The sequence below is a fragment of the Acidobacteriota bacterium genome, assembly GCA_003696075.1.
Lineage (GTDB): Bacteria > Acidobacteriota > Polarisedimenticolia > J045 > J045 > J045.
Map to the genome: position 1 here is coordinate 25397 of RFHH01000074.1, position 21907 is coordinate 47303.

20 protein-coding genes are annotated in these 21907 nt (G+C 71.9%); 11 read left to right on the plus strand and 9 right to left on the minus strand.

The window, feature by feature from the left end:
• The 9 genes from D6718_04820 to D6718_04860 form a co-directional block, all read right to left on the minus strand.
• Positions 1-1074, minus strand: a complete 1074-nt coding sequence (locus D6718_04820) for a phospho-N-acetylmuramoyl-pentapeptide-transferase (protein RMG46855.1) — start codon at positions 1072-1074, stop codon at positions 1-3.
• A complete protein-coding gene (locus D6718_04825) occupies positions 1071-2468 on the minus strand; it encodes a UDP-N-acetylmuramoyl-tripeptide--D-alanyl-D-alanine ligase (protein RMG46856.1) in 1398 nt (465 codons plus the stop codon). The genes D6718_04820 and D6718_04825 overlap by 4 nt, the downstream gene beginning before the upstream one ends.
• Positions 2465-3946 (minus strand): UDP-N-acetylmuramoyl-L-alanyl-D-glutamate--2,6-diaminopimelate ligase, encoded by a 1482-nt coding sequence (locus tag D6718_04830; protein ID RMG46857.1) that lies wholly within the window; start codon positions 3944-3946, stop codon positions 2465-2467. Before D6718_04830 ends, D6718_04825 begins: the two co-directional genes overlap by 4 nt.
• Positions 3946-5712: a penicillin-binding protein 2 gene (locus tag D6718_04835; protein RMG46858.1), complete on the minus strand. Its 1767-nt coding sequence runs from the start codon at positions 5710-5712 to the stop codon at positions 3946-3948. Before D6718_04835 ends, D6718_04830 begins: the two co-directional genes overlap by 1 nt.
• Entirely contained in the window at positions 5709-6047 is a 339-nt protein-coding gene (locus tag D6718_04840; protein ID RMG46859.1) for a hypothetical protein, read from the minus strand. The genes D6718_04835 and D6718_04840 overlap by 4 nt, the downstream gene beginning before the upstream one ends.
• The gene (gene rsmH / locus D6718_04845) at positions 6044-6982 is read right to left on the minus strand and encodes a 16S rRNA (cytosine(1402)-N(4))-methyltransferase RsmH (protein RMG46860.1); all 939 of its coding nucleotides are present in this window, start codon (positions 6980-6982) and stop codon (positions 6044-6046) included. The genes D6718_04840 and rsmH overlap by 4 nt, the downstream gene beginning before the upstream one ends.
• Before the next feature lie 23 nt (positions 6983-7005).
• The gene (locus tag D6718_04850) at positions 7006-7446 is read right to left on the minus strand and encodes a division/cell wall cluster transcriptional repressor MraZ (GenBank protein RMG46861.1); all 441 of its coding nucleotides are present in this window, start codon (positions 7444-7446) and stop codon (positions 7006-7008) included.
• Between the two features lie 269 nt (positions 7447-7715).
• A complete protein-coding gene (locus tag D6718_04855) occupies positions 7716-8390 on the minus strand; it encodes a hypothetical protein (protein RMG46862.1) in 675 nt (224 codons plus the stop codon).
• Positions 8387-9754 carry a tetratricopeptide repeat protein gene (locus tag D6718_04860; protein RMG46863.1) on the minus strand — a complete coding sequence of 456 codons (1368 nt, stop codon included), beginning with the start codon at positions 9752-9754 and terminating at the stop codon, positions 8387-8389. Before D6718_04860 ends, D6718_04855 begins: the two co-directional genes overlap by 4 nt.
• 160 nt (positions 9755-9914) lie before the next feature.
• On the opposite strand from D6718_04860, the gene D6718_04865 reads away from it, so the two are divergent.
• The 11 genes from D6718_04865 to D6718_04915 all read left to right on the plus strand — a co-directional run bounded on the left by D6718_04865 (position 9915) and on the right by D6718_04915 (position 21536).
• Positions 9915-11354: a hypothetical protein gene (locus tag D6718_04865; protein ID RMG46864.1), complete on the plus strand. Its 1440-nt coding sequence runs from the start codon at positions 9915-9917 to the stop codon at positions 11352-11354.
• Positions 11351-12799, plus strand: a complete 1449-nt coding sequence (locus D6718_04870) for a sigma-54-dependent Fis family transcriptional regulator (GenBank protein RMG46865.1) — start codon at positions 11351-11353, stop codon at positions 12797-12799. The genes D6718_04865 and D6718_04870 overlap by 4 nt, the downstream gene beginning before the upstream one ends.
• 76 nt (positions 12800-12875) lie before the next feature.
• Positions 12876-14390, plus strand: a complete 1515-nt coding sequence (locus tag D6718_04875; protein ID RMG46866.1) for a PDZ domain-containing protein — start codon at positions 12876-12878, stop codon at positions 14388-14390.
• Complete coding sequence (locus D6718_04880) at positions 14387-15793, plus strand: sigma-54-dependent Fis family transcriptional regulator (GenBank protein RMG46867.1); 1407 nt, start codon at positions 14387-14389, stop codon at positions 15791-15793. The genes D6718_04875 and D6718_04880 overlap by 4 nt, the downstream gene beginning before the upstream one ends.
• Complete coding sequence (locus tag D6718_04885) at positions 15790-16791, plus strand: tetratricopeptide repeat protein (protein RMG46868.1); 1002 nt, start codon at positions 15790-15792, stop codon at positions 16789-16791. Before D6718_04880 ends, D6718_04885 begins: the two co-directional genes overlap by 4 nt.
• A 93-nt stretch (positions 16792-16884) precedes the next feature.
• Entirely contained in the window at positions 16885-17454 is a 570-nt protein-coding gene (locus D6718_04890; GenBank protein RMG46869.1) for a sugar ABC transporter substrate-binding protein, read from the plus strand.
• 22 nt (positions 17455-17476) lie between these two features.
• On the plus strand, positions 17477-18127 hold the full coding sequence (locus tag D6718_04895; GenBank protein RMG46870.1) for a hypothetical protein: 651 nt from the start codon (positions 17477-17479) through the stop codon (positions 18125-18127).
• 10 nt (positions 18128-18137) lie between these two features.
• Positions 18138-18488, plus strand: a complete 351-nt coding sequence (locus D6718_04900) for a phage holin family protein (GenBank protein RMG46876.1) — start codon at positions 18138-18140, stop codon at positions 18486-18488.
• Complete coding sequence (gene gatB / locus D6718_04905) at positions 18370-19920, plus strand: Asp-tRNA(Asn)/Glu-tRNA(Gln) amidotransferase subunit GatB (protein RMG46871.1); 1551 nt, start codon at positions 18370-18372, stop codon at positions 19918-19920. Before D6718_04900 ends, gatB begins: the two co-directional genes overlap by 119 nt.
• A 57-nt stretch (positions 19921-19977) precedes the next feature.
• Positions 19978-20640, plus strand: a complete 663-nt coding sequence (gene ftsE / locus D6718_04910; GenBank protein ID RMG46872.1) for a cell division ATP-binding protein FtsE — start codon at positions 19978-19980, stop codon at positions 20638-20640.
• Positions 20637-21536, plus strand: a complete 900-nt coding sequence (locus D6718_04915) for a hypothetical protein (GenBank protein ID RMG46873.1) — start codon at positions 20637-20639, stop codon at positions 21534-21536. The genes ftsE and D6718_04915 overlap by 4 nt, the downstream gene beginning before the upstream one ends.
• The last annotated feature ends 371 nt before the right edge of the window (positions 21537-21907 follow it).

Consider the following 21907-nt stretch of genomic DNA (forward strand, 5'->3'; position numbering starts at 1 on the left):
TCACCGCACCTTGAGGGTCGCCAGCGTTCCGAGGGCGAACAGGATCCCGACGATCCAGAACCGGATCACCACCTTCGGTTCCGGCCAGCCGATCTGTTCGAAGTGGTGGTGCAGGGGCGCCATCCGCAGCACCCGCTTGCCCCGTAGCCGGTACGAGCCGACCTGGAGGATGACCGACAGGGCCTCCAGAACGAACAGCCCGCCGGCGATCACGAGAAGGAGTTCCTCCTTGCAGATGACCGCGATCGTTCCGATCGCTCCGCCGAGCGCCATCGACCCGACGTCGCCCATGAAAATCTCCGCTGGGTGGGCGTTGAACCAGAGGAAGCCCAGGCTGGCGCCGACGAGTGCCGCCCCGAACACCGCCAGCTCGCCCGCGCCGAGGACGAAGGGAATGCCGAGGTAGCGGGCGATGACGGCGTGTCCCGCGCCGTAGGTGATCACGGTGAAGGTGGCGATGGCGATGCCGGTCGTCCCGATCGCAAGGCCGTCGAGGCCATCGGTGAGATTGACGGCGTTGGCCGACCCGATCAGCACCAGCATCGTGAAGGGGACGAACAGCACCCCGAGATCGGGCGAGAGATCCTTGAAAAACGGAAGGGTCAGCGTGGTCGGAAAGCCGGTGGCGTAGAGGAGGCCGCCGACCAGCGCGCTCAGAAGCCCCTGGGCGGCCATCTTGGCGGCCGCCGGCAGGCCCCGCGTGTCGCGGTGGCGGAGCTTGAGCAGGTCGTCCCAAAGGCCGATCAACCCGAATCCGGCGGTCGTGCCGATCGCTGTCCAGACGTACGGGTTCCGCAGGTCGCCCCACAGCAGGACCGGCGCGAACACGGCGGCGAGGATCAGCAGGCCGCCGAGGGTGGGTGTGCCCTCCTTCGCGAGGTGCGTCTGCGGCCCGTCGGTGCGGACCGGCTGCCCGAGTTGCTGGCGGCGCAGCCAGCGGATGAGGGGTGGTCCCAGGGCGAAGCTGATCAAGATGGCGCTGACCGCCGCCAGCGCCGAGCGGAACGTGATGTAGCGAAAGACGTTGAGCGGCGAGAACAGGCCCCGCAGCCCGTACAGCCACTCGTACATCATCGCCGCACCCCCGCCGCCCGCGCTTCGGCGAGAGCGTCGCGAAGGCGCTCGAAGCGCAACGCCCGCGACGCCTTGAGCAGCACCGTGTCGCCGTCCGCGATCAGCCGGCCGATCTCCGGCAGCAACGACTCGGTCGTCGGATAGCACCGCACCTCGGCGAGTCCGCCTGCGCGCGCGCCGTCCGCGAGGTCGCCGGAGTGCTCGCCCACCGCCACCAGAAGGCCGAGGCCTGCCGCGGCGGCCGCCCGGCCGATCGAGCGGTGCAGCTCCGGCGCCCGCCTGCCCAGCTCGCGCATGTCGCCGAGCACCGCCACCCGCCGGCCGGCGCGGGACGAACTCCGGAGCGCCTCGAGCACGGCGAGCACCGCCTCGGGATTGGCGTTGTACGTGTCGTCGATCAGGAGGACGTCTCCGGCGAGGGGAATCAGTCGGCCGCGACCGGGCGGCGGCTCGACCGCCGCCAGGCGGTGCGAGGCCTCCTCGAGCGGCACCCCCGCCTCGCGCGCGGCGGCGAGCGCGGCCAGCGCGTTGCGCACCGCGTGACGCCCCCAAAGCCGCAGGGTGACGCGCACCCCATCGACGGTGAACGCGCTGCCGGTGGTGAGGTCGGTGTTCACGTCGTGCGCGAGAAGATCGGCATCCTGCGCCTCGCCGGCGATCGCGAAGCGGACCAGGCGGCGCGGGGAAAGATCAGCCAGCGCTTCGGCCAGGGGACCGGGGCGGCCGTCGACCACGCCGGGGGCGCCGGCGGGCATCTCGCGGAACAGTTCGAGCTTCGCCCGGGCCACCTCCCGTTCGTCCGCGAAAAAGCCGATGTGGGCCCGGCCGGCATTGGTGATCACGCCGATGTCCGGACGCGCCAGGCGGGTCAGCGAGGCGATTTCGCCGGGGTGGTTCATGCCCAGTTCGACCACCGCCGCGTCGATCTTCTCGGGGAGTGTCAGCAGGGTCAGGGGCAGGCCCCACTGGTTGTTGAGGTTCCCCCGTGCGGTGGCGACGCGCAGCCGCGCGCCGAGCGCCGCTCCGGTCAGTTCGCGGGTGGTGGTCTTTCCGGCGCTTCCGGTGATGGCCACCACGAGCAGCCCCGCGCGCCGCCGCCGCTCGTCGGCGGCGAGGGCTCCGAGCGCGGCGGTCGTGTCGGCGACGCGGATCAACGCCGCGCTCCCGTGAGCGGCCGGGGGCCGCTCCACCACCAGGGCCGCCGCACCGCGCGCCGCCGCCTCCGCCGCGAAGTCGTGCCCGTCGTGGCGCGGCCCGCGGATGGCGAAGAACAGATCGCCGGGACGCACCTCCCGCGAATCGATCGCCACCCCGCGCGCGATGGTTCCGGGATCGCCGGAGGCGAGCACTCCTCCCATGGCGCCGGCGATCTCGACGACCGGGCGGGGAATCATCGAGCCACCCCGCGCGCGGCCAGCGCTGCGCGAAGTTCTGCCCGGTCGTCGAACGGGCGCCGCTCGTCTCCGATCTCCTGGTAGCGCTCGTGTCCCTTGCCGGCGACGAGCAGACCGTCGCCCGGGAGGGCGAGCTCGACCGCGCGGGCGATCGCTTCGGCCCGGTCGGCGACCCTCTCGACGCTCCTGGCCCGAAGGGGGCGCGCTCGGCGGATTCCCGCCAGCACGTCCGCGGCGATCGACTCGGGATCCTCCCGCCGCGGGTTGTCGTCGGTGACGATGACTCGGTCGGCCAGCCGCCCCGCCGCCTCGCCCATCGGTCCCCTCTTGGTCCGGTCGCGCTCGCCGCCGCAGCCGAAAACGACGATGACGCTCCCCGAGACCAGCCGGCGCATCAGCTCGAGGGCTCGCGTGAGCGCCTCCGGCGTGTGGGCGTAATCGACGACGGCGAGGAAGGGCTCGCCGCCCGCGATCACCTGCCATCGTCCGGGCGGGGAATCGGCCTCCGCGGCCCCCGCCACGGCAGCGGAGGGATCGGCTCCCAGCTCGACGGCGAGGGCCACCGCGGCGGCGAGGTTGGCCGCATCCCACGGGGCGGGCCGGGAGGTGCGGACCTCGGTGTCCAGGCCGGGGCCGGTCAGGCGGAAGCGAGCGCCCGCGGGGCTCGCCTCGTGGTCGGCCACCCGCCAGTCGGCCGACGGGGAGGTACCGAAGGTGACGATCCGGCGGCGGGCCGCCGCCCGGGCGAACCGCTCGAAGGACGGATCGTCCGCGGGCAGCAGCGCCGCCGCCGGCTCCGGCAGCATCCCGAACAGGCGTGCCTTCGCGGCCGCGTAGCGCTCCGCGTCGCCGTGGAGGTCGAGGTGATCGCGGCCGAGGTTGGTCAGCAGGGCCGCGGCGAAGCGAAGCCCCGCCACGCGCTCGGCCTCCACCGCGGCGCTCGAGACCTCGATGACGGCGGCCCGAGCTCCGCTCTCGGCGGCGCGCGCCAGCATGGCGAACAGGTCGGGGGCCTCGGGTGTGGTGAGGGCCGACGGGAGCGTTTCGTCGCCGAAGCGGAAACCGAGCGTGCCTCCGCACGCCGCCGCGATCCCGCTCCGCTCCAAGGCGGCTCGCGCCAGCCACGCGGTCGTCGTCTTCCCGTCGGTGCCGGTGATTCCGGCCACCAGCAACCGCTCGTCGGGCCGCTCGAAGAAACGGCGGCTCAGTTCGGCGAGAGCACGTCGGGGCCGGTCGGCCTCCACCCACGGGCGATCCTCGGGCCAGCCGGGGGGACGCGGCGGGGAGGCGAGGATGGCCGAAGCGCCCCGGGCGGCCGCCTCGGCGGCGTACCGCCGGCCGTCCGCGCGCCGTCCCGGGAGCGCCGCGAACAGGTCGCCCGGCGAGACGGTGCGGGAGTCGAGCGACAGGCCGCCCACCTCGCCGTCACCGTGCAGGCGGACATCCGGCAGGCCGGCGGCGAGCTCGGACAGACGCATCACCGCGTCCCTCCGGCGCGCTCCCGGTCCGCGGACCGCCCACCGGTGCGAGACGCCAGCAGGGTGGCGGGCGGCGCGGCGTCCGGCTCGACCCGGAGGAGCCGGAGGGCCTCCGCGGCGACCCGGGCGAAGACCGGTGCGGCGACGCGGCCGGCGGTGCGCCCTTCGCGCCGGGGTTCGTCCAGCGCCACCACCGCGACCAGGCGGGGGGAGGCGGCAGGCACGAAGCCGGCGAAGACGACGCGGTTGCGCGACCGGTCGTAGTGGCCGTGGACCAGCTTTTCCGCGGTCCCGGTCTTCCCCGCCACGGTGAAGCCGGGCACGGCCGCCAGCCTTCCCGTCCCGTGGTCTCCCTCGACGACGCGCCGCAGCCATCCGGCGATCGTTGTCGCGGTGGCGGGGTTGAGCACCTGGCGCTCCCGGGGCGCGCGCGTGCGGTGCCAGGAGCCTTCCGGGCTTCCCCAGGCGCGGGCCACGTGGGGCGTGACCCAGCGCCCCTGGTTCGCCAGCGCGCCGAAGGCGGCGGCGAGCTGGAGGGTCGTCGCCGTCATGCAGTAGCCGAAGCAGATGGCGTACCGGTCGCGCCCGCGCCAGCGCGGGGGCGGCGGGAGCGTGCCCGGGGATTCCGCCGGCAGGTCGACGCCGGTGCGGCGGCCGAACCCGAAGGCGCTGAGGATGCGGTACAGCCGGTCCGGAGCGAGCCTCCGCGCGAATTTCGCGATGCCGATGTTGCTCGAAACCTCGAGGACACCCGGCAGCGTGAGGCGCCCGAACGGGTGATGGTCGTGGATCGTCAGGCGGCCGTCGCGCCAGGTTCCGTGCTCGGCGAAAACGGTGTCGTTCGCACCGGCGGCGCCCGATTCGACGAGCGCCGCGGCGACGAACGGCTTCATCACCGAACCCGGCTCGTGGGCGCGCTCCACCACCGCATTTCGGTGTCGCTCCGGGGACGCCTCGAAGAACCGATTCGGATCGAAGCTGGGCCGCACGGCGAGCGCGAGGATCTCGCCGTTGCGCGGATCGAGGATCAACCCCTCCGCGGCCCGCGCCTCATGCCGGAGCAGCGCCTCGTCGAGGGCGTTCTCGAGGACCTCCTGGAGGCGGGCGTCGATCGTGAGCATCAGTGACGACGGCTCGCGCGGGATCGGACTCCCCGCCCTCGCCCACACGCGCCGGTATCCGTCCTTGACCTGGAGGACCTGGGTGTCGGTCGGGCGCAGCAGGGCGTCGTACTGCCGTTCGAGCCCTTCGGCGACCGATCCGTCCTCGGTCACGAAGCCGAGCAGCGATGCGGCGAGCGGCCCGTTCGGATAGCGGCGGCGAAAGCCGGGCGACAGATGGACGGCGGTTTTGGGCACGACGTGCTTGTGGACGAGCGCCAGGATCTCCTTCTCGCACCGCGGATCGCAGTCTCGCGTGACGAGCTCCCACGGATCGTCCGGACGGGAGGTGAGGCGGCCCGGCCGAACGCGGGCGGCCCTCTCGATCGCCGCCAGCGCGCGGCGCTCGATCCGCTTCGGCTCGACCACGAGCACCCTCGTGGGGACGCTGATCGCGAGGATGCGGCCGTCCCTGTCGACGATCTCGCCCCGCGGGCCGGGGACGAGCACCCGCTCGCTCGCTTGCGCCCGGGCGAAGGCCGCCAGGCGCTCGTGGGCGAGGACCTGCAGCTCCACGAGGCGGGCGGCCAGCAGCGCGCTCGCGGCGAGCGTCGCCAGCATGAGCGTCCGGCGCCTCCGGCGCCACTTCCGCTCCCGGGGAATCACGGCCTCCCCTCCCGCCGCAGCACGAGCGGCCCGGCGCCGGGGGGTGCCGGTCCGAGACCGAGCCGTTCCGCTTCGCGGCGCAGGCGCTCGGCCCTCAACAGCGACGCGCGCTCGGCGGCGTAACGCCTGCGCTCTTCGCGCAGGCGCGCGAGCCGCTCTTCCAGTCGCGCCGCATCCTTTTGCCAGACGAGTCCCGGGACCTGCGCGGCGGCCTGCAGGAGCAGCGGGAGGAGGAGCCCCAGGAGGGCCAAGACGATGCGCGCCAGACCCGCGACGACCACGGGAGGGGACGCGGCCGCCGGCGGGCGATTGACGACACCGGCCGGGAGGCTCATCGGCGCACCCCCCAGCGCAGGCGCGCGGAACGCGCCCGCGGGTTGGCCGCGACCTCGCCGGGGTCCGGCCGGAGGGCCCGGCGCTGGACCAGCTCGATCCATTGGAGCGCGCCGCAGGTGCAGGGGTCTCCCCGGCGGCAGCGGCAGGGCTCGGCGAGACGCCGGAGGGTGCGCTTGACGATCCGGTCCTCGAGGCTGTGGAAGGCGATCACCGCGATGCGGCCGCCGGCTGGCAGGCGCTCCACCAGTCCCGACAGCGCCTCCGCCAGCCCGGAGAGTTCGTCGTTCACGGCGATCCGGAGCGCCTGGAACGTGCGCGTGGCGGGGTCGAGGCGGCGGCGGCCCCGGGCCGGCACGACTCCCCGGACGAAGTCCGCCAGCTCCCGCGTCGTGCGGAAGGGGCGGCGCTTCCTCGCCTCCACCAGCCGCCGGGCGAGCTTCTTCGCCGCGCGCTCCTCTCCGTACTCGGAGAGGATCCGGGCCAGCTCCGGTTCGGAGGCGTGAGCCAGGATCTCGGCGGCGGTCGGGCCGGGGCGGTCCCGGTCGAAGCGCATGTCCAACGGGCCGTCGAGCCTGAAGGAGAATCCGCGCTCCGGATCGTCCACCTGGTGCGAGCCGAGCCCGAGATCGAGCAGGACGGCGTCCGGGCGCCGGCCGAGCCGGTCGAGCAGGGCCGGGGCCTCCCGGTAGTCGCAGTGGAACAGCCTCACCCGCTCGCCGAACCGCTGCAGGCGGCGCCGGGCGAGCGCCAGCGCCGAGGCGTCCCGGTCGAGGCCGATCAGCTCGGCTCCCTCGCCGGCCGCCTCGAGCCACGCCTCGGCGTGCCCCCCCGGACCGACCGTGCCGTCGAGGAGCAGGGCGCCCGGTCGGGGCGCGAGCGCTTCGAGCACTTCCGGCACCATCACCGGTCGATGCCTGGCGGGAGGATCGACCATGCACGCCGCTCCGTACGGCACGTCTACAGCCCGTACTGCGCGAGCTGGGCCAGCTGCTCGGGCGTCAGGACCGGCGGCTGCTCGCGGAACCGCGCGTGGTCGCACAGCTCGAGGACGCGCTGTTTGCCGAAGACGGACACCTCTCCGTTGAAGCGGGCCCGCTCGCGGAGGAGGGGGTGGATCAGGATCCGTCCTTGCCGGTCCACGCTGGTTTCGCGTCCCCAGTAGCTGAGCGTGAGCTTGTAGTGGTCGAGCAGGGGGTCGGTGGAGTTGAGCTTCGCCAACCGGGTCTCGAGGTCGCGGAAGACCGGCAGGGGGTAGACCTGTGCGCGAACCCCGTCGAGGGAGGTGATGTACACGCGCCGGCCCTCGCCGCAGAGCGAAAGGAAGGTGTCGAGGAACTCGGCCGGAATCTTGATCCGCCCCTTGGCGTCGACCCGGGCCGTCGCGTGTCCCCGCAGCATCGCCGCTCCCACCCGGCCCGGGGGCCGGGGCCCGCTCCTCAGTCCCGGTCGTGGAAGCCCACCGAAAGCGTCCCAGCGGGGAGATCCGGCGCCGGCAGGGCCCGCGCCGGGCTGGGCCTCCCACCACGGCCCACCTTCTCCCACCGGGACTCTACGGCGGTCGTCCGGACTGTGTCAACCCCGTTTGGGAACTTCCTTCCTTTTCAGGGGCTTAGACACGAGGGCCGCGGCCCGGAGGCCGCGGCCCCGAACGGTGCGCGCCGGATCCGTCAGTTGGAGCCGTCGTTGGCCCCTCCTTCTCGGTTCTTCGGAGGCTTGAACCTCACGTCCGGCCACGGCTCGGGCCCCTCGGCTCCCCCGTCGGGGCGCTGGCGCCGGAGCGGCCGGACCGCGACGCTCGCCCGGCTCTCCTCGCCGTCGGCCGGCCGGGCGGTGTAGCCCACCAGGGGCATGCCGTCCGTCAGGAAGAGGCTGGGATGGCTCGCGACCTCCGTGTCGTCGCTGAGCCGCTCGGGCGGCGAGAAGACCGTGCCGGTGCGGCTATCGAGGTAGGAGACGACCACCGCGGCCTGCTCCGGCAACGGCCCGCGCTGCCACCAGGCGAGGATCCCGGTTCCGTCCGGGAGGAAGAGAAGCCGGGGGTCGAGGTCGTCCATCCCGTTGGCGACGCCAAGCAGCTGGGGCGCGGTCCAGACGCGGCCGACGGCCCGGGAGACGGCGATGTCCCATTCGCCGCCCGCCCTGTAGGCCCAGGTCGCCCAGAGCCGGCCGTTCGCGTCCTCGGCCATGAAGACCGGTCCGTCCGCGGCCGACCGGTCGTGGTAGGTCGGAACGAGGTCGTGCGGGCGCACGCCCGCGGTGGCGCCCCGGGGAAGCGAGCCCAGGGCGGGCAGGCCCGCCGCGAGCAGGACGATCGGGGCGAGTCGGCTCGCGAGGCCTTTCATCGTCCACCCCCTTTCTGGATGTACTGGTCGAACTCCCTCACCTCGGGGAGCTCCTGCTCGAGGTGGGGCCTCAGGTACTTCAGTCGCCCCAGGGCGACACGAGCCTCGGTGGCGTTCCCTTCGGCTTCCGCGATGCGCCACAGGTAGAAGGCGTTCAGGAACAGGATGTCGACGTACTGGACGTCTCCGCTCGAGGCGATGGCGTTCGACTGGGTCATGTAGCGTCTCGCGATGTCGTAGTTCCCCCGGTGGTAGTACAGCTCCGCCAGACACGCCCCCGCCGAGGCGACGGTCCAGCGGTGACCCGCCTTCCGTGCTTCCTCCTGCGCTTCCTTGAGCAGGCGGACGCCCTCGTGGAACTGCCCCCTGGCGCCGTAGAGCAGGCCCAGGTTCCGCTTGACCTTGAGGGCCTCCTTCACATTTCCGAGTTCGCGGTACCTCTTGAGAGCCTCGTGCCAGTGTTCGAGCGCCTCGTCGAGGCGGCCGCGGTCCTGCAGGATCCGGCCGAGGCAATGATGGGCGAACGCCTCGAGGCTCCGCTGGCCGCTCCTCCGGGCGAGCTCCATCGACCGCTCCGCCTCGATCTCGGCGAGGAGATAGTCACCGAAACTGGCGTGGACGTTGCTCAGCTCCAGAAGGGCCCGCACCTTCAGCCCGTCGTCGAGCCGGTCTTCGTGCCGGAGGAGCTGCCGCAGCTCGTACTCCGCGAGGCTGATCTTCCGCATGAGGTAGAGCGTGATGGCGCACGACAGGCGGACGCGGGCCGCGGCCGGCGTGTCGCCTTCGCCCCGCTCCTCGAGGAGTTGCCGCGCCTTCTGATAGTGGGCGTACGCGCGCCCGTACTCGCCCACGGCACGGGCCGCTCGGGCGTCGCGCAGAATCTCGTCGACGTCGTCGCTCTCCGGCGCATGCCGCTCGAGTTCCTCGAGGTCGACCACGTCGGAGAAGGTCTGGATGGAGACGTTGAAGATCCGGGCGAGGGTGCGCAGCTTGTCGAACGAGGGGTAGCACAGCCCCTTCTCGTAGCGGCTGAGCTGGGAGTTGTCGATCTCCCCGCCTTGCTGGCGCGCCTTTTCCTCGACCTTCCTGAGGGAGTAACCGTAGCCCTGCCGCAGGCGGCGCAAATACAGGCCGAGCTTCTCGCTACCCCTGGGCGCGGCGGACCGCCGCCGCTGCTTGGGCTCGCTCGGACGGTCCTCCCATCTCCTCCTGCTACGGCGTGCCGGCTCCGTCATCCGAGAACCCTCCGGCCCCTTACTAACAATGTCGGGGCCGTTCGTGGAACCGGTCACCGCGCATTGGTGCGGTGCCGGTGCAGCACCCGCCGGCTGGGGTCTCGAGGTCCCGCCGCCCCTCGCCGCCATCTTACTACGGCTCCAACCCTGGAGAACCGGGCCCGGGCCCACCGGGAGCCGCGGCTGGCGTCACCTTTTGGGTACGTCTAATTGACGGGAGCCGGGGGGGAGCCTAGACTCGCGAGGCGGGGGCCGGCGGGCCCGCCGCGCCGATGAGGAGCGGCCCGACGTGCGCGGAATGCTGTCGCGGCAACCGGAGAAGGCGGTGCGCCGGCTCCTGCTGCGGGCGGTGGTGCTCTTCGCCCTGCTGCTGGCCTCGGACGTGATCCTCGTCGCCTGGCTCTTCTTCCACGATTTCGACCAGCGGGCCGTGCGGAGCAAGATGATCGAGGCGATCGAGGCGGCGCGCGCGATGGCGGGGGAGATCAGCGCCGAGCTGGCGCCGGGGGGCGCGATCGACCACCTCCGCGTGATCGAAAAGCGGGCCGTTCTCGGCCGGGTCATCGACCGGTACACCGCCCGGCTGCGGGTGGTCGATTTCGTCGAGGTTCTCACGCCGGACGGCCGCCTGCTCTTCCGGAAGAGCCGCCGGCGCGAGGCGGTGGCGAACACCGGCCAGGCGTTCGGTGGGGCGGCGCCCCCCAGCCCCGACGCGCCGCCGGCGCCGGCGATTCCCCGCGTTCCGGGCCGGACGTTCGCGCTTCGCGGCGTGACGCGGGATCAGGTGGTCGAGGTTCCGCTCGCGGCGCAGACGGGCGCCGTTCGTGTCGGCCTCGACCCGAACGCCCTGCAGGCCGAGTTCGAGCGCCAGCGGCGTTCGCTCGTCCTCCAGCTTCTCTTCGGGGGCGCGGTCAGCCTGCTCCTGCTGGCGGTGGCCTTCCTCTACGTCCTGCGGATGGTCCACCGCGTCCGCCGCCTCGAGGCCGAGGCGCAGCGCGCGGACCAGCTCGCGGCTCTCGGCACGCTCGCCTCCGGACTCGCGCACGAGATCCGCAACCCGCTCAACGCGATGAACATCAACCTCCAGCTCCTCGAGGAGGGGCTGGCCGAGGGGGTCGTGGACGACGAGTCGCTCTCCTTGCTCCGCTCCAGCCGGGCGGAGGTGCAGCGTCTCGAGCGCCTGGTCAAGGACTTTCTCGCCTTCGCCCGCCCCGCCAGCCTCCAGCGGGAAGAAATGGAGGTGGAGGAGATCGTCCGGGACGTGGTCGCCTTCCTGCGGCCCCAGTTCGCGAGCTGCGGCGTGGAGCTCGATTTCGAGCAGGAGGAGGGAACCCCGCCGGTGCGGATCGACAGCGGCCAGATCCGGCAGGCCCTCGTCAACATTCTCCAGAACGCGCTCGAGGTGAGCTCGAAGGGAAAGAGGGTCCTGGTCCGCACGGGGCCCACCGAGCGCGGTGAGGCGCGCATCGAGGTCATCGACGAAGGTCCCGGCATCCCGCCCGAGAAGCGGGAGCGGATCTTCGAGATCTTCTACTCCGAAAAGCCGGCCGGCAGCGGCCTCGGCCTGCCGATCGCGCGGCGGGCGGTCGACGCCCACGGCGGACGGATCGAGCTGGAGTCGGCTCCGGGCGGCGGCAGCCTGTTCCGCATCGTCCTGCCGCCGGCCGTGGCCGGGGAACCGGGCGAGGTCGATGCCGGTGCCGTGCCGGCGTGGAGGGAGACGTCGTGAGCGTGGTCGATCGGAGCGCCGCCGGCGCCCAGGGGGAAGGCCGCATCGTGCTGGTCGACGACGACGACCGGAACCGCGACGCGATGGAGAAGGCGCTGCGGCGCGGCGGGTACGAGGTCGCGAGCTTCGGCGACGGCGCCGAGGCGCTCGCCTACGTCCGCAATCACCCGGACGTGGAGCTCATCGTCACCGACCTCCGGATGCCCGGCATGGATGGACTCGAGCTGCTGCGGCGGGTGCGGGACATGGTGCCCGACATCGGCGTCCTCATGATCACCGCTTTTGCCTCCGAGCAGTCGTTTCTCGAGGCGATGAAGTACGGAGCGGAGGACTATCTCGAAAAGCCGGTGAATCTCGGCGTCATGCGTGCCCGGGTGGCGAATCTGGTGAAAAAGGTCCGCCTCTCGCGGCAGCTCGACGAGTACCGGGCGATCGAGGAGACCCTCTCCGAGGAAGGGAGCTTCGAGGGGATGATCGGGCGGAGCGGCAGCATGCTCGAGCTGTTCCGCAAGATCCGCCAGGTCGCCCCGGCGCGATCGTCGGTGCTGATCGTGGGCGAATCGGGAACGGGCAAGGAGCTCGTCGCCCGGGCGATCCACCGGCACTCGCCCCGGGCCCGCGAGACCTTTCTCCCCGTCGATTGCGCCGCGATCCCTTCCGAGATGCTGGAGTCGGAGCTGTTCGGCCACGAGAAGGGAGCGTTCACCGGGGCGCAGGCGCGCAAGCCGGGGAAGTTCGAACTGGCCGACGGCGGCACCTTGTTTCTCGACGAGATCGGCGAGCTGCCCCTCGGCCTGCAGAGCAAACTGCTGCGCGTGCTCGAGACCCAGACCTTCATGCGGGTCGGCGGCACGAGCGAGGTGAAGGTGGACGTGAGGGTCCTCGCCGCGACGAACCGCGACCTGGCGGCCATGGCCGAGAGGGGCGAGTTCCGTCACGACCTGTACTACCGCCTGGCGGTGGTGACCCTGAAGATCCCTCCGCTGCGCGAGCGGCCGGACGACATCCCGCTGCTGGCGACCGCGTTCCTCGAGCGGATGGCGGTCGAGAACGACCGCAAACCCCCGCGGTTGACGCCGGAGGCGATGGAGCTCCTCCGCGTCGCCCCCTGGCCGGGGAACGTGCGCGAGCTGAGGAACATGATGGAGTCGCTGGTGATCCTGCACGCGGGGGAGGAGATCCGGCCCAGCCATCTCCCCGAGGAGCTGCGCCGGATGGCGCGGGAGCCGGCGCGGGCCTCGTCGCCGATGGGAATCGGCCTCGCCGGGCGGACGATGGAGGAGATCGAGCGGGAAGCGATCCTGCACACGCTGGAGAAGACGGGGGGCAACCGGACGCAGGCCGCCGAGATGCTGGGGATCGGCCTGCGGACGCTGCAGCGCAAGCTGAAGCAGTACCGGAAGGAAGGCCATCCGGTGGCCGACCCCGAGCCGGGCGGGGACTGAGCCCGGCTGTTGTGGCGCGCCGCGCGGGCGTCGGGCAAGCTCGGAACCGCGGGCGGTGCTTTCCAGGAGGTAGGCGATGAGCAGGCCGGAGTTCGTCGGAAAGGGCCTCATGATGGGCGCCGCGGTGATCGCCGGCGCGGTTCTCGCGGCGGTCGTCCCGCCGGTCGAGCGGGCGGCGGACGGGCTGAAGCTCGCTCCCCCGCCTCGGGAAGCCCCCGCCGCGGCGTTGCCGAGCTTCGCCGACCTCGTGGAACGCGCCATCCCCTCGGTGGTCAAGGTGACCTCGCGCAAGGCGGTGACGGAGCCGGAAGGGGGATCGCTGTTCGACAATCCCCTCTTCCGCCGCTTCTTCCGGCACCAGAACCCCCACGCGCCCGGGGGCAGCCAGCCGCAGGTGCAGCAGGCCGGGTCGGGTTTCTTCTTCACGACGGACGGCTACATCCTCACCAACAAGCACGTCATCGAGAACGGCGACACCTTCCGCATCCAGACGAACGACGGGGACCTGCTCGACGCGGAGCTGGTGGGAACCGATCCCTACCTCGATTTCGCCGTGCTGAAGGTCGATGCGGACCGCGAGTTTCCCGCCCTGCCTCTCGGGGATTCCGAGTCGCTGCGCGTGGGCGAGTGGGTGGTCGCGATCGGCCATCCGCTGATCTTCAACTACTCCGTGACGGTCGGTGTGGTGAGCGGAAAGGGCCGGCGGATCGCCGACAACCCGGGGGAGCTGGGGGAGTACATCCAGACCGACGCGGCGATCAACTTCGGCAACTCGGGCGGCCCGCTGCTCAACTCGCGGGGAGAGGTGGTCGGCATCAACACCGCCATCATCCGGAACGGCCGCGTCGCGTTCGGCGAGGAGCAGCTCGTCGAGGGCATCAGCTTCGCCCTGCCGATCACTCCCGTGCGCCACGTGCTCGAGCAGATCGTGCGCACCGGCACGGTCAAGCGCGGCTTCCTCGGTGTGACCGTGAGTCCGGTCGACCGGCTGGTGGCCCGTTACTACGGTCTGGAGAAGCCCCGCGGCGCGGTGGTCGAGGCGGTGACCGAGGGGATGCCGGCGGCCGAGGCGGGCCTTCGCCCCGGGGACATCGTCCTGGAGGTCGAAGGACAGCCGATCGCCGACAGCTCGAGCCTGGTCCGCGTGATCAGCGACCATGCTCCGGGCGACAAGGTCGAGCTCGTGATCTGGCGCGACAACTCCGAGCACCGCCTCGTGGTGGAGCTCGCCGAGCGTCCGGTGAGTCCTTCCGAAGCGAGCGGGGCCCCCGAGGAGAGCCGGGAGGAGGCCGAGCCCGAGTCGGAGTCCGGTCTCGGCTTCACCGTCGAGGCTCCCAGCGCGGAGGACCGCGAGGAACTGGCGGACCGCGGCCTCGAAGGCGTGTGGATCACCGACGTCGAGCCGAACTCCTCCGCCGCCGACCGCGGCATCCGGCCGGGTCTTCTGCTGATGGAGCTGAACGGCCGGCCGATCCGTTCGGTGGAGGACTATCGGCGGGCGGTGGAAGAGATCGCGTCCGGGAGCGTGGTGCGCGCGCGCGTCGCCGATCCGGGGCGCTCCGAAGCGCTCGTCTTCTTCGAGGCGCCATGAGCGGTCTGCGAGGCGGGGACGCCGGCCGGGCGACGCTCCTCGTCGTCGACGACGAGGCGGCGAACCGCCTCGCGCTCCGGGAGGTGCTCGAGTACGCCGGGTACGAGGTGCTCGAGGCGGCGGACGGCGCCGAGGGCGTCCGGAAGGCGATCGCCCAGCGTCCGGACGCCATTCTTCTCGACATCCGCATGCCGGGTCTCGACGGGATGGAAGCCCTGAAGAAGATCCGCGCATCCCTCCCGGAGGTTCCCGTCCTGATGATCTCGGGGCATGGGACGATCGCCACCGCGGTCGAGGCGCTCCGGCTCGGTGCCGAGGACTTCCTCGAAAAGCCGCTGGAGCGGGAGGTGGTGCTGCGGAGACTGGCACGGGCGCTCGAGCGGCGCCGGCTGGAGGCGGAGGCGCGCGCCCGGCAGGCGGACGACGAGGCGCGGTGGCGTCTCGTCGGCAGCAGCGAGGCGATGCAGCGGGTGCGGCGGATGATCGAGCGCGCGGGACCGACCCAGGCGACGGTACTCGTGACCGGAGAGTCGGGAACGGGCAAGGAGCTGGTCGCGCGCGCGATCCACCGCGCGTCGCGGAGGCGCGAGCGCCCGTTCGTGAAGGTCAACTGCGCGGCCATTCCGGACGAGCTGATCGAGTCGGAGCTGTTCGGCCACGAGAAGGGCGCCTTCACCGGCGCCTCCTCGCGCCAGGAGGGCCGTTTCGTCCGCGCACACCGCGGAACCATCTTCCTCGACGAAGTCGGCGACATGTCGCTGCGGACGCAGGCGAAGGTGCTCCGGGCGCTTCAGGACGGCGAGGTCGAGCCGCTGGGGGCGGGGAAGACGGTCCGCGTCGACGTGAGGGTCATCGCCGCCACCAACAAGGACCTGCGGGAGGAGATCGAGAAGGGCCGATTCCGGGAGGATCTCTACTACCGCCTCAACGTCCTGCCGATCCATCTGCCCCCCCTGCGCGAGCGCCGCGAGGATATTCCCGAGCTGGTGGAACACCTGACGGCTCTCATCTGCCGCGAGAACAATTTCAAGCCTCGCCGGTTCACCCGCGAGGCTCTGGCGGAGCTCGCATCGCGGCCATGGCCCGGGAACGTCCGGGAGCTGCGGAACCTCCTCGAGCGGGCGATCGTCCTCGCGCCCGGTGACACCATCGACGTTGAGGACCTGCCGCGACCCGACGACCGGAGGGGAGGCCGGGAGGAGAGCTTCTTCGACGCCGAGACGCTCAGGGAGTTCAAGGAGCGCGCCGAGCGGGCTTTCCTCCTGCGCAAGCTGGAAGAAAACGACTGGAACATCACCCGTACCGCACAGGCCATCGGGACGCCGCGTTCGAATCTCTACAAGAAACTCGAGCACCACGAGCTGGAACGGCTGGCCGCCAACAAGAGGAGCGAGACACCATGAAGAGGACCACGCATCGGCGTTGCGCGCTCGTTTCGACCGCTTTCCTCCTGGCGATCGTCCCCGTCCCGGGCGGAGCGACGGAGGCGGAGGCCGGCGGCGCTCCCGCGCCGCCAGCCGAAACGGGTGTCCAGGGGCGCGTCGTTCCGCTCACCCCCGAGGTCCGCGAGAAACTCGATGCGCTGCGCCGCGAGGTCGAGCAGCACCCGGACGACGCCGTCGCCCGGGCCCGCTACGGGCGGCTGCTGGTGGCCACCGGCCAGGTCGAGCGGGGGATGGAGCTGCTGGTCGAGGCGCTCGGCAAGGCCCCCGACGACCCGCAGGTGCGCCTCCTCTACGCCAAGGGGCTGTGGAAGGCCGGCGACACGGAGAAGGCGGTGGACGAGGCGCTGCGTGTGGCCCGGTCGCCGCTCGCCTCTCCGGACCAGGTGGCAGAGGCCTATTTCGTCGCCGGCGACGCGCGCATCCACGTCAAGGACGTCGAGAAGGGCGAGGAATACCTCAAGAAAGCCCTCGCCGCGAAGCCGGATCATCCAGGGGCCCTGCTCAACCTGGGAATGCTGTACGTCAAGACGGAACGTCCCCAGGAGGGATACGAGCTGATCCAGCGGGCCGGGAAGGCTGCCCCGGACAATCCCCGGATTCTCTCCACCGTGGCGATGGCCCACGAGTGGCAGGGAAAGCTCGACGCGGCGCTCGAGACGTGGATCCGGGTGTCGGAGCTGGTGCCGGGGCGCGCGGACGTGCTGCGGCGCGTGGCGCAGACGCACTTCGCTCTCGGTCACTACGAGGACGCCGCGCGCTACTTCGCCGAGGCGATCGAGGCGGCGCCGGTCGACGGCAGCCTGCATCTCGCCTACGCGACGACCCTGCTCCGGCTGGAACGCTTGGACGAGGCCGAGAAGGAAGCTCGGAAGGCGGCCGATCTCGGCGTCAACGCCGAGCCGATTCTCGGGGCCATCGCCGCCCGCCGCGGGAGCGAGCCCGCCGGCCCGCACTGAGGGCGTCGCGCGGGCCGGGCGATTGCCCCGCCGCCGCGGCGGCCATCATAATCGGCCGGCCCGGAGCGGAGCCCGGAACGGAGGTCTCGGCAGATGCGCGCGCTTTTTCTGCTCCTCGCCGCCGCGGTGTCCGGCGCGTTGGCCGCGGTCCCGGCCCCGGCGGCGCCTTCCGACGACGACCGGTCGTACATCATCGGCGTCGAGGATCTCCTGTACGTCTGGGTCTTTGAGGACAAGAACATTCAGCTCGAGGTGCGGGTCCGTCCCGACGGCATGATCTCCCTGCCGATGATCGGTGACGTGAAGGCCGAGGGGCTGACACCCGCCCGTCTGAGCCGGGTCATCGCCGAAAAGCTGGAGCCGTTCTTCGAAAATCCCAACGTGGCGGTGATCGTCAAGGAGATCAACAGCTTCAAGGTCTACGTGCTGGGCGAGGTGAACCGCCAGGGCGTGCTGAGCTTCTACCAGCCGACGACCCTTCTCCAGGCGATCGCTGCCGCGGGAGGCCTCACCGCGTTCGCCAACGAGAAGATGACGCTCATCCGGCAGTCGGAAGGCGGGGCCGAGTGGATCAAGATCGACTGCAGCGATCTGCTCGCCGGCAAACCGACGGCGGACAACATCTACCTGCGGCCGGGCGACGTGCTGCTCTTCCATCGCTGACCGCGGGCGCGGAGGCGCCGAGATGCGACCGATCGCCAGCTCCGCGCTGCTCGTCGTGCTCCTCGCCGGGGCCGGGGCCGTCGCGCTCTCGCAGGAGGGGGGCGACTGCGGGCGGCGCTGGTCCCTCCAGGGTTTCCGGCTCGGGATGACGCTGGAGGAGGCGGCCGACCTGGCCCGCTCCCGTGGCGGGCGGTGGGCCCCCGCCCCCGGGACCGCCGGGCGCGACGAGACCGTCTACTCCTGGTGTGGCCGCGAGCGCGACGGGGGTGCGTGCGCCGAGCGGGACAAGTTCCGGATCACCGTCGCCGTCGAGGAAGGCGGAGCGAACCGGGAGCCGCGCGAGGTGGTGGTCGCGGTGCGCTTGAACGTCCCTCCCGAAACCGCCGGCTACGACGAGCTGGAAAAAGCGCTGGTCGCGAGGTGGGGTCCTCCCCAATCGAACGGGGAGTTCGTCGATCCCGAAAGCGATGCGACGCTCGGCGTGTTCGGGCGCCGCGCGCGCTGGGTCGATCGGGAGTGCGACGTCCGGGCCACCCTCCAGACGACGCACATCCGCTCGTTCTGGGAGCGCAACCGCATCGTCGAAACGAGCATCCTGGTCGAACGGCTGAGCCGGGCGGAGCGGGCCGATGCCGAGCGGGAGGAGGCCGCTCGGAGCCTCGTGGCGCCGTGAGGGGAGCGCGATGAAGCGCTTTCTGACCCACTGGTTCACGGTCGCGGTGGCCCTGGCGGCCGCGGGGTGGATCCTGCCGGGCGTGACCGTGCGGTCGTTGCCGGCGCTGGCGGTCGCCGCCCTGGTGCTCGGCTTCCTCAACGCGATCGTGAGACCGGTGCTGTTGATCCTCACGCTTCCGATCACCCTGCTCACGCTCGGGCTGTTCTATCTCGTGTTGAACGGCCTGTTGTTCATGCTGGCTGCGGCGGTCGTGCCCGGGTTCGAGGTTCGCTCCTTGGGGTGGGCGGTGCTCGGCTCGCTGGTGGTGTCGGTCGTGTCGTGGTTCGTCGGCATCTGGGACGAGGAAGAGCTGGTGTGAGCGGAGCGGCGCCGGGCGGCGCCCCCGGGAGGCACCGGTGATCCGGCGGGCCCCGGTGATCGGGCTCGAGGTCCATGCCCGGCTCAGGACAGCGACGAAGCTGTTCTGCGGCTGCCCCGTTCGCGCCGACGCGCCCCCCAACACGCTCGTGTGCCCGGTGTGCCTCGGCCTTCCGGGGGCGTTGCCGGTGCCGAACCGGGAGGCCGTCCGGCTGGCGGTTCGGCTGGCCCTGGCGCTGGGGGCGCGCGTCCATCCGGTTTCGGAGTGGGACAGGAAGAACTACTTCTATCCCGACCTGCCCAAGGGCTACCAGATCACCCAACAGCGGCGCCCGCTGGCGACGGGCGGCGCCCTCGACATCGGCCCGCCCTCGCATCCCGTTCCGCTGCAGCGGATCCACATCGAAGAGGACGCGGGAAAGTCGATTCACGGCCGGTTCCCCGGAGGGCGGACCGGACTCGACTTCAACCGCTGCGGCGCGCCGCTGGTGGAGGTGGTCACCGAGCCGGCGCTGGCCTCCCCCGAAGAGGCCGAACGTTTTCTCGAGCGCCTGAAGGCGACGCTCGTCGATCTCGGCGTGAGCGATGCGGAGATGGAGAAGGGCTCTCTCCGCTGCGACGCCAACGTCTCGCTGGGGCCGGGGGCCGCCAGGGTCGAGATCAAGAACCTCAACTCGTTCCGCAACGTGCGCCGCGCGCTGGCCTACGAGATCGAGCGGCTTGCCGGCGCGGATCCGGGGGCGGCCGACGAGACGCGGGCCTGGGACGATCGCCGCCGCTGCACGCGCCGCCTGCGCGGCAAGGAGCACGAGTTCGACTACCGCTACCTGCCGGAGCCCGACCTGCCCCCGCTGCGGCTCCGCCGGGCCCTGCTCGCCGCCGCGGGGAGAAATCTGCCCGAACCGATCCACCTGCGGATCGAGCGCTACCTCGCCTTGGGGGTGCCCTCCGGTCCGGCGCGGGACCTGGCGCACCGGCCCGCCCTCGCCCGCTACTTCGACCGCGCGATCGGTGCGGGGGCGGCGGCGCGCGAGGCCGCCCACTGGATCCTGGGAGAAGCGGCGGTGATCTTCGGGGAAGACGGGGAAGCGCCCCGGGTCCCTCCCGAGACGCTCGCCGCGCTCGTCGAACGGGTTTCCACGGGAAAGCTCAGCCACGCGCGGGCCCGCCGCGCACTCCGGCAGGCGGCCGGACGGGGCGGCGACGTCCTGGAGTGGGCCGAGCGCGAAGCTCGCGAGAGCCTCGGGGACCAGGACATCGAGGCGCTTTGCCGGGAGATTTTGCGGGAGGCGCCCGATCTTCTCCGCCGGTATCGGGCCGGCAAGACGGGCCTGATCGACCACTTCGTGGGCATGGGTCTCCGCCGCAGCGGTGGGCGGGCCGATCCCGGCCGGCTGCGCCGCCGGCTGGAGGCGCTCCTGCGGGAGTCCTGACCGGGGCGCGCCCCGGAACGGGACGCAGGGCGTCGATGATGGCATGATGCGCGCGAGATGATCCTCCTCGACCGCGTCAGCAAGGTCTACCGCCTCGAGCCGGCCCTTCGCGACATTTCCCTGCACGTCGCGCCGGGGGAGTTCGTGACCGTCACCGGACCCTCCGGTGCGGGGAAGACCACGCTGCTGCAGCTGTTGTACCGCGAGATCCTCCCCACCTCCGGCCGCGTGATCGTCGACGGCCTCGATGTGTCGCGGCTCGGCTGGCGCGAGGTACCGGCCCTGCGTCGCCGCATCGGGGTCGTCTTCCAGGACTTCCGCCTCTTGCCGAGGCGCACGGTCGCCGAGAACGTCTCCTTCGTGCTCCGCGCGCTCGGCTGGCCGGCGGGCCGGCGGCGCGACCGGACCCGGCGGGTGCTCGAGTGGGTCGGGCTGGCGCATCGCGCCAGCGACTGGCCGAGTTCGCTCTCGGGAGGAGAGCAGCAGAGGGTGGCGATCGCGCGCGCGCTCGCCGCGGAGCCCCGGATCGTTCTCGCCGACGAGCCGACCGGAAATCTCGACCGCGAGCGCTCTCTCGAGATCCTGGGCCTCCTGCGGGAGATCCACGCCAGGGGTACGACCGTGGTGCTGGCGACGCACGATCCATCGCTGATCGACCAGGCCGGCGGTCGCGTCGTCCGCTTGCGGAACGGCCGGCTGGAGGAGGACCGGGCCGCGTGAGGGCGGTACGCTTCGCCTGGGAGGCGCTTCGCACGGCCCTCACCGACCTGCTGCGGCGGCCGATCGCGTCCGCCCTCTCGGTCGCGTCGATGGTGGTCGCCGTCGCGCTTCTCTCGGCCTTTCTCCTCTTGACCCAAGGCGTCCGGCAGGTGGTCGCCGGCTGGATCGACCAGGCGGTCGTCGATATCTACCTCGCGCCGGAGACCCGCCGTTCGGACGTTGGAGACCTCGAAAAGGAGTTGGCGCGCGAACCGGCGGTGCGCCGGGTGGAATGGGTACCGCCCGAGCAGGCGCTGGACGAGTTCCGGCGCCTGTTCCCCGACCTGGGGGACGTCGACCGGCTGCTCGGCGGAAATCCGTTCCCGCCGTCGCTCCGTCTCGTCCCCGCCTCGGCGGACGCCGGGGGCCTGGATCCGGTGCTCGAGCGGCTGAAGGACGATCCTCGCGTGACCGGGATCCGCTTCGACCGCGACTGGCTCGCTGCCGTGGCCCGCGCCGCTCGGGCGTTCAGCTGGTTCGTCCTCGGGGGAGCGGGACTCCTTCTCGCGGGCGCCCTCACGACGATCGGAAGCGTGGTGCGTCTGGCCCTGGACGACAAGCGGGACGAGGTCGCCCTGTTGCGGCTCGTCGGCGCCCCGTTCCTCTTCGTGGCCAGTCCGGTGCTGCTCTCCGGAGCGATCCTGGGTGGCACGGGAGCGGCCCTCGGGACGCTCGCGGTCGATCTCGCGCGGTCGGTTCTCCTCGCCGCCGTCGCCGGCGGTCCTCTCGCGGGCTGGATGCAGGTCCTCTTCGGCGCGGGCCTTTCGCAAGGGACGATCGGCGCGCTCGTCGCCGGCGGCGCCGTCGCGGGCGGCGTGGCGGCGGGCCTTGCCGCGGGACCGGCAGCCTTCGAGTGATCGGCCGCGGCCCCTCGCCTCCCGGGGCGATGGGCCGCGTCGAAAGCGCGGAGACCCGTCTCAACCGCTCATCGGTCGTGGTGTGCATCCCCAATGGTGCGTTGTTTCGCCGAAGTCGTTGGAGGACGGAAGGATCCGGTCTCGAACGGACCGACGCACACGATCGGGCGGAAGTCATGGTTTCTCAACGAGCTGCGCGGCGTTTCGCACCATCGAGGGAGCACCTCCCGGAGGTGGCGGACCCGGATGCCCTGGCGCCCGCGCTTTCGGGTCGAAGTTTCGATCCGACATCGAGCTGCGCGGCGTTTCGCACCGTGGAGGGAGCCCTTCTATCGGTCGAATGGTGCGTCCGCGATGGTGCAAATCGACGC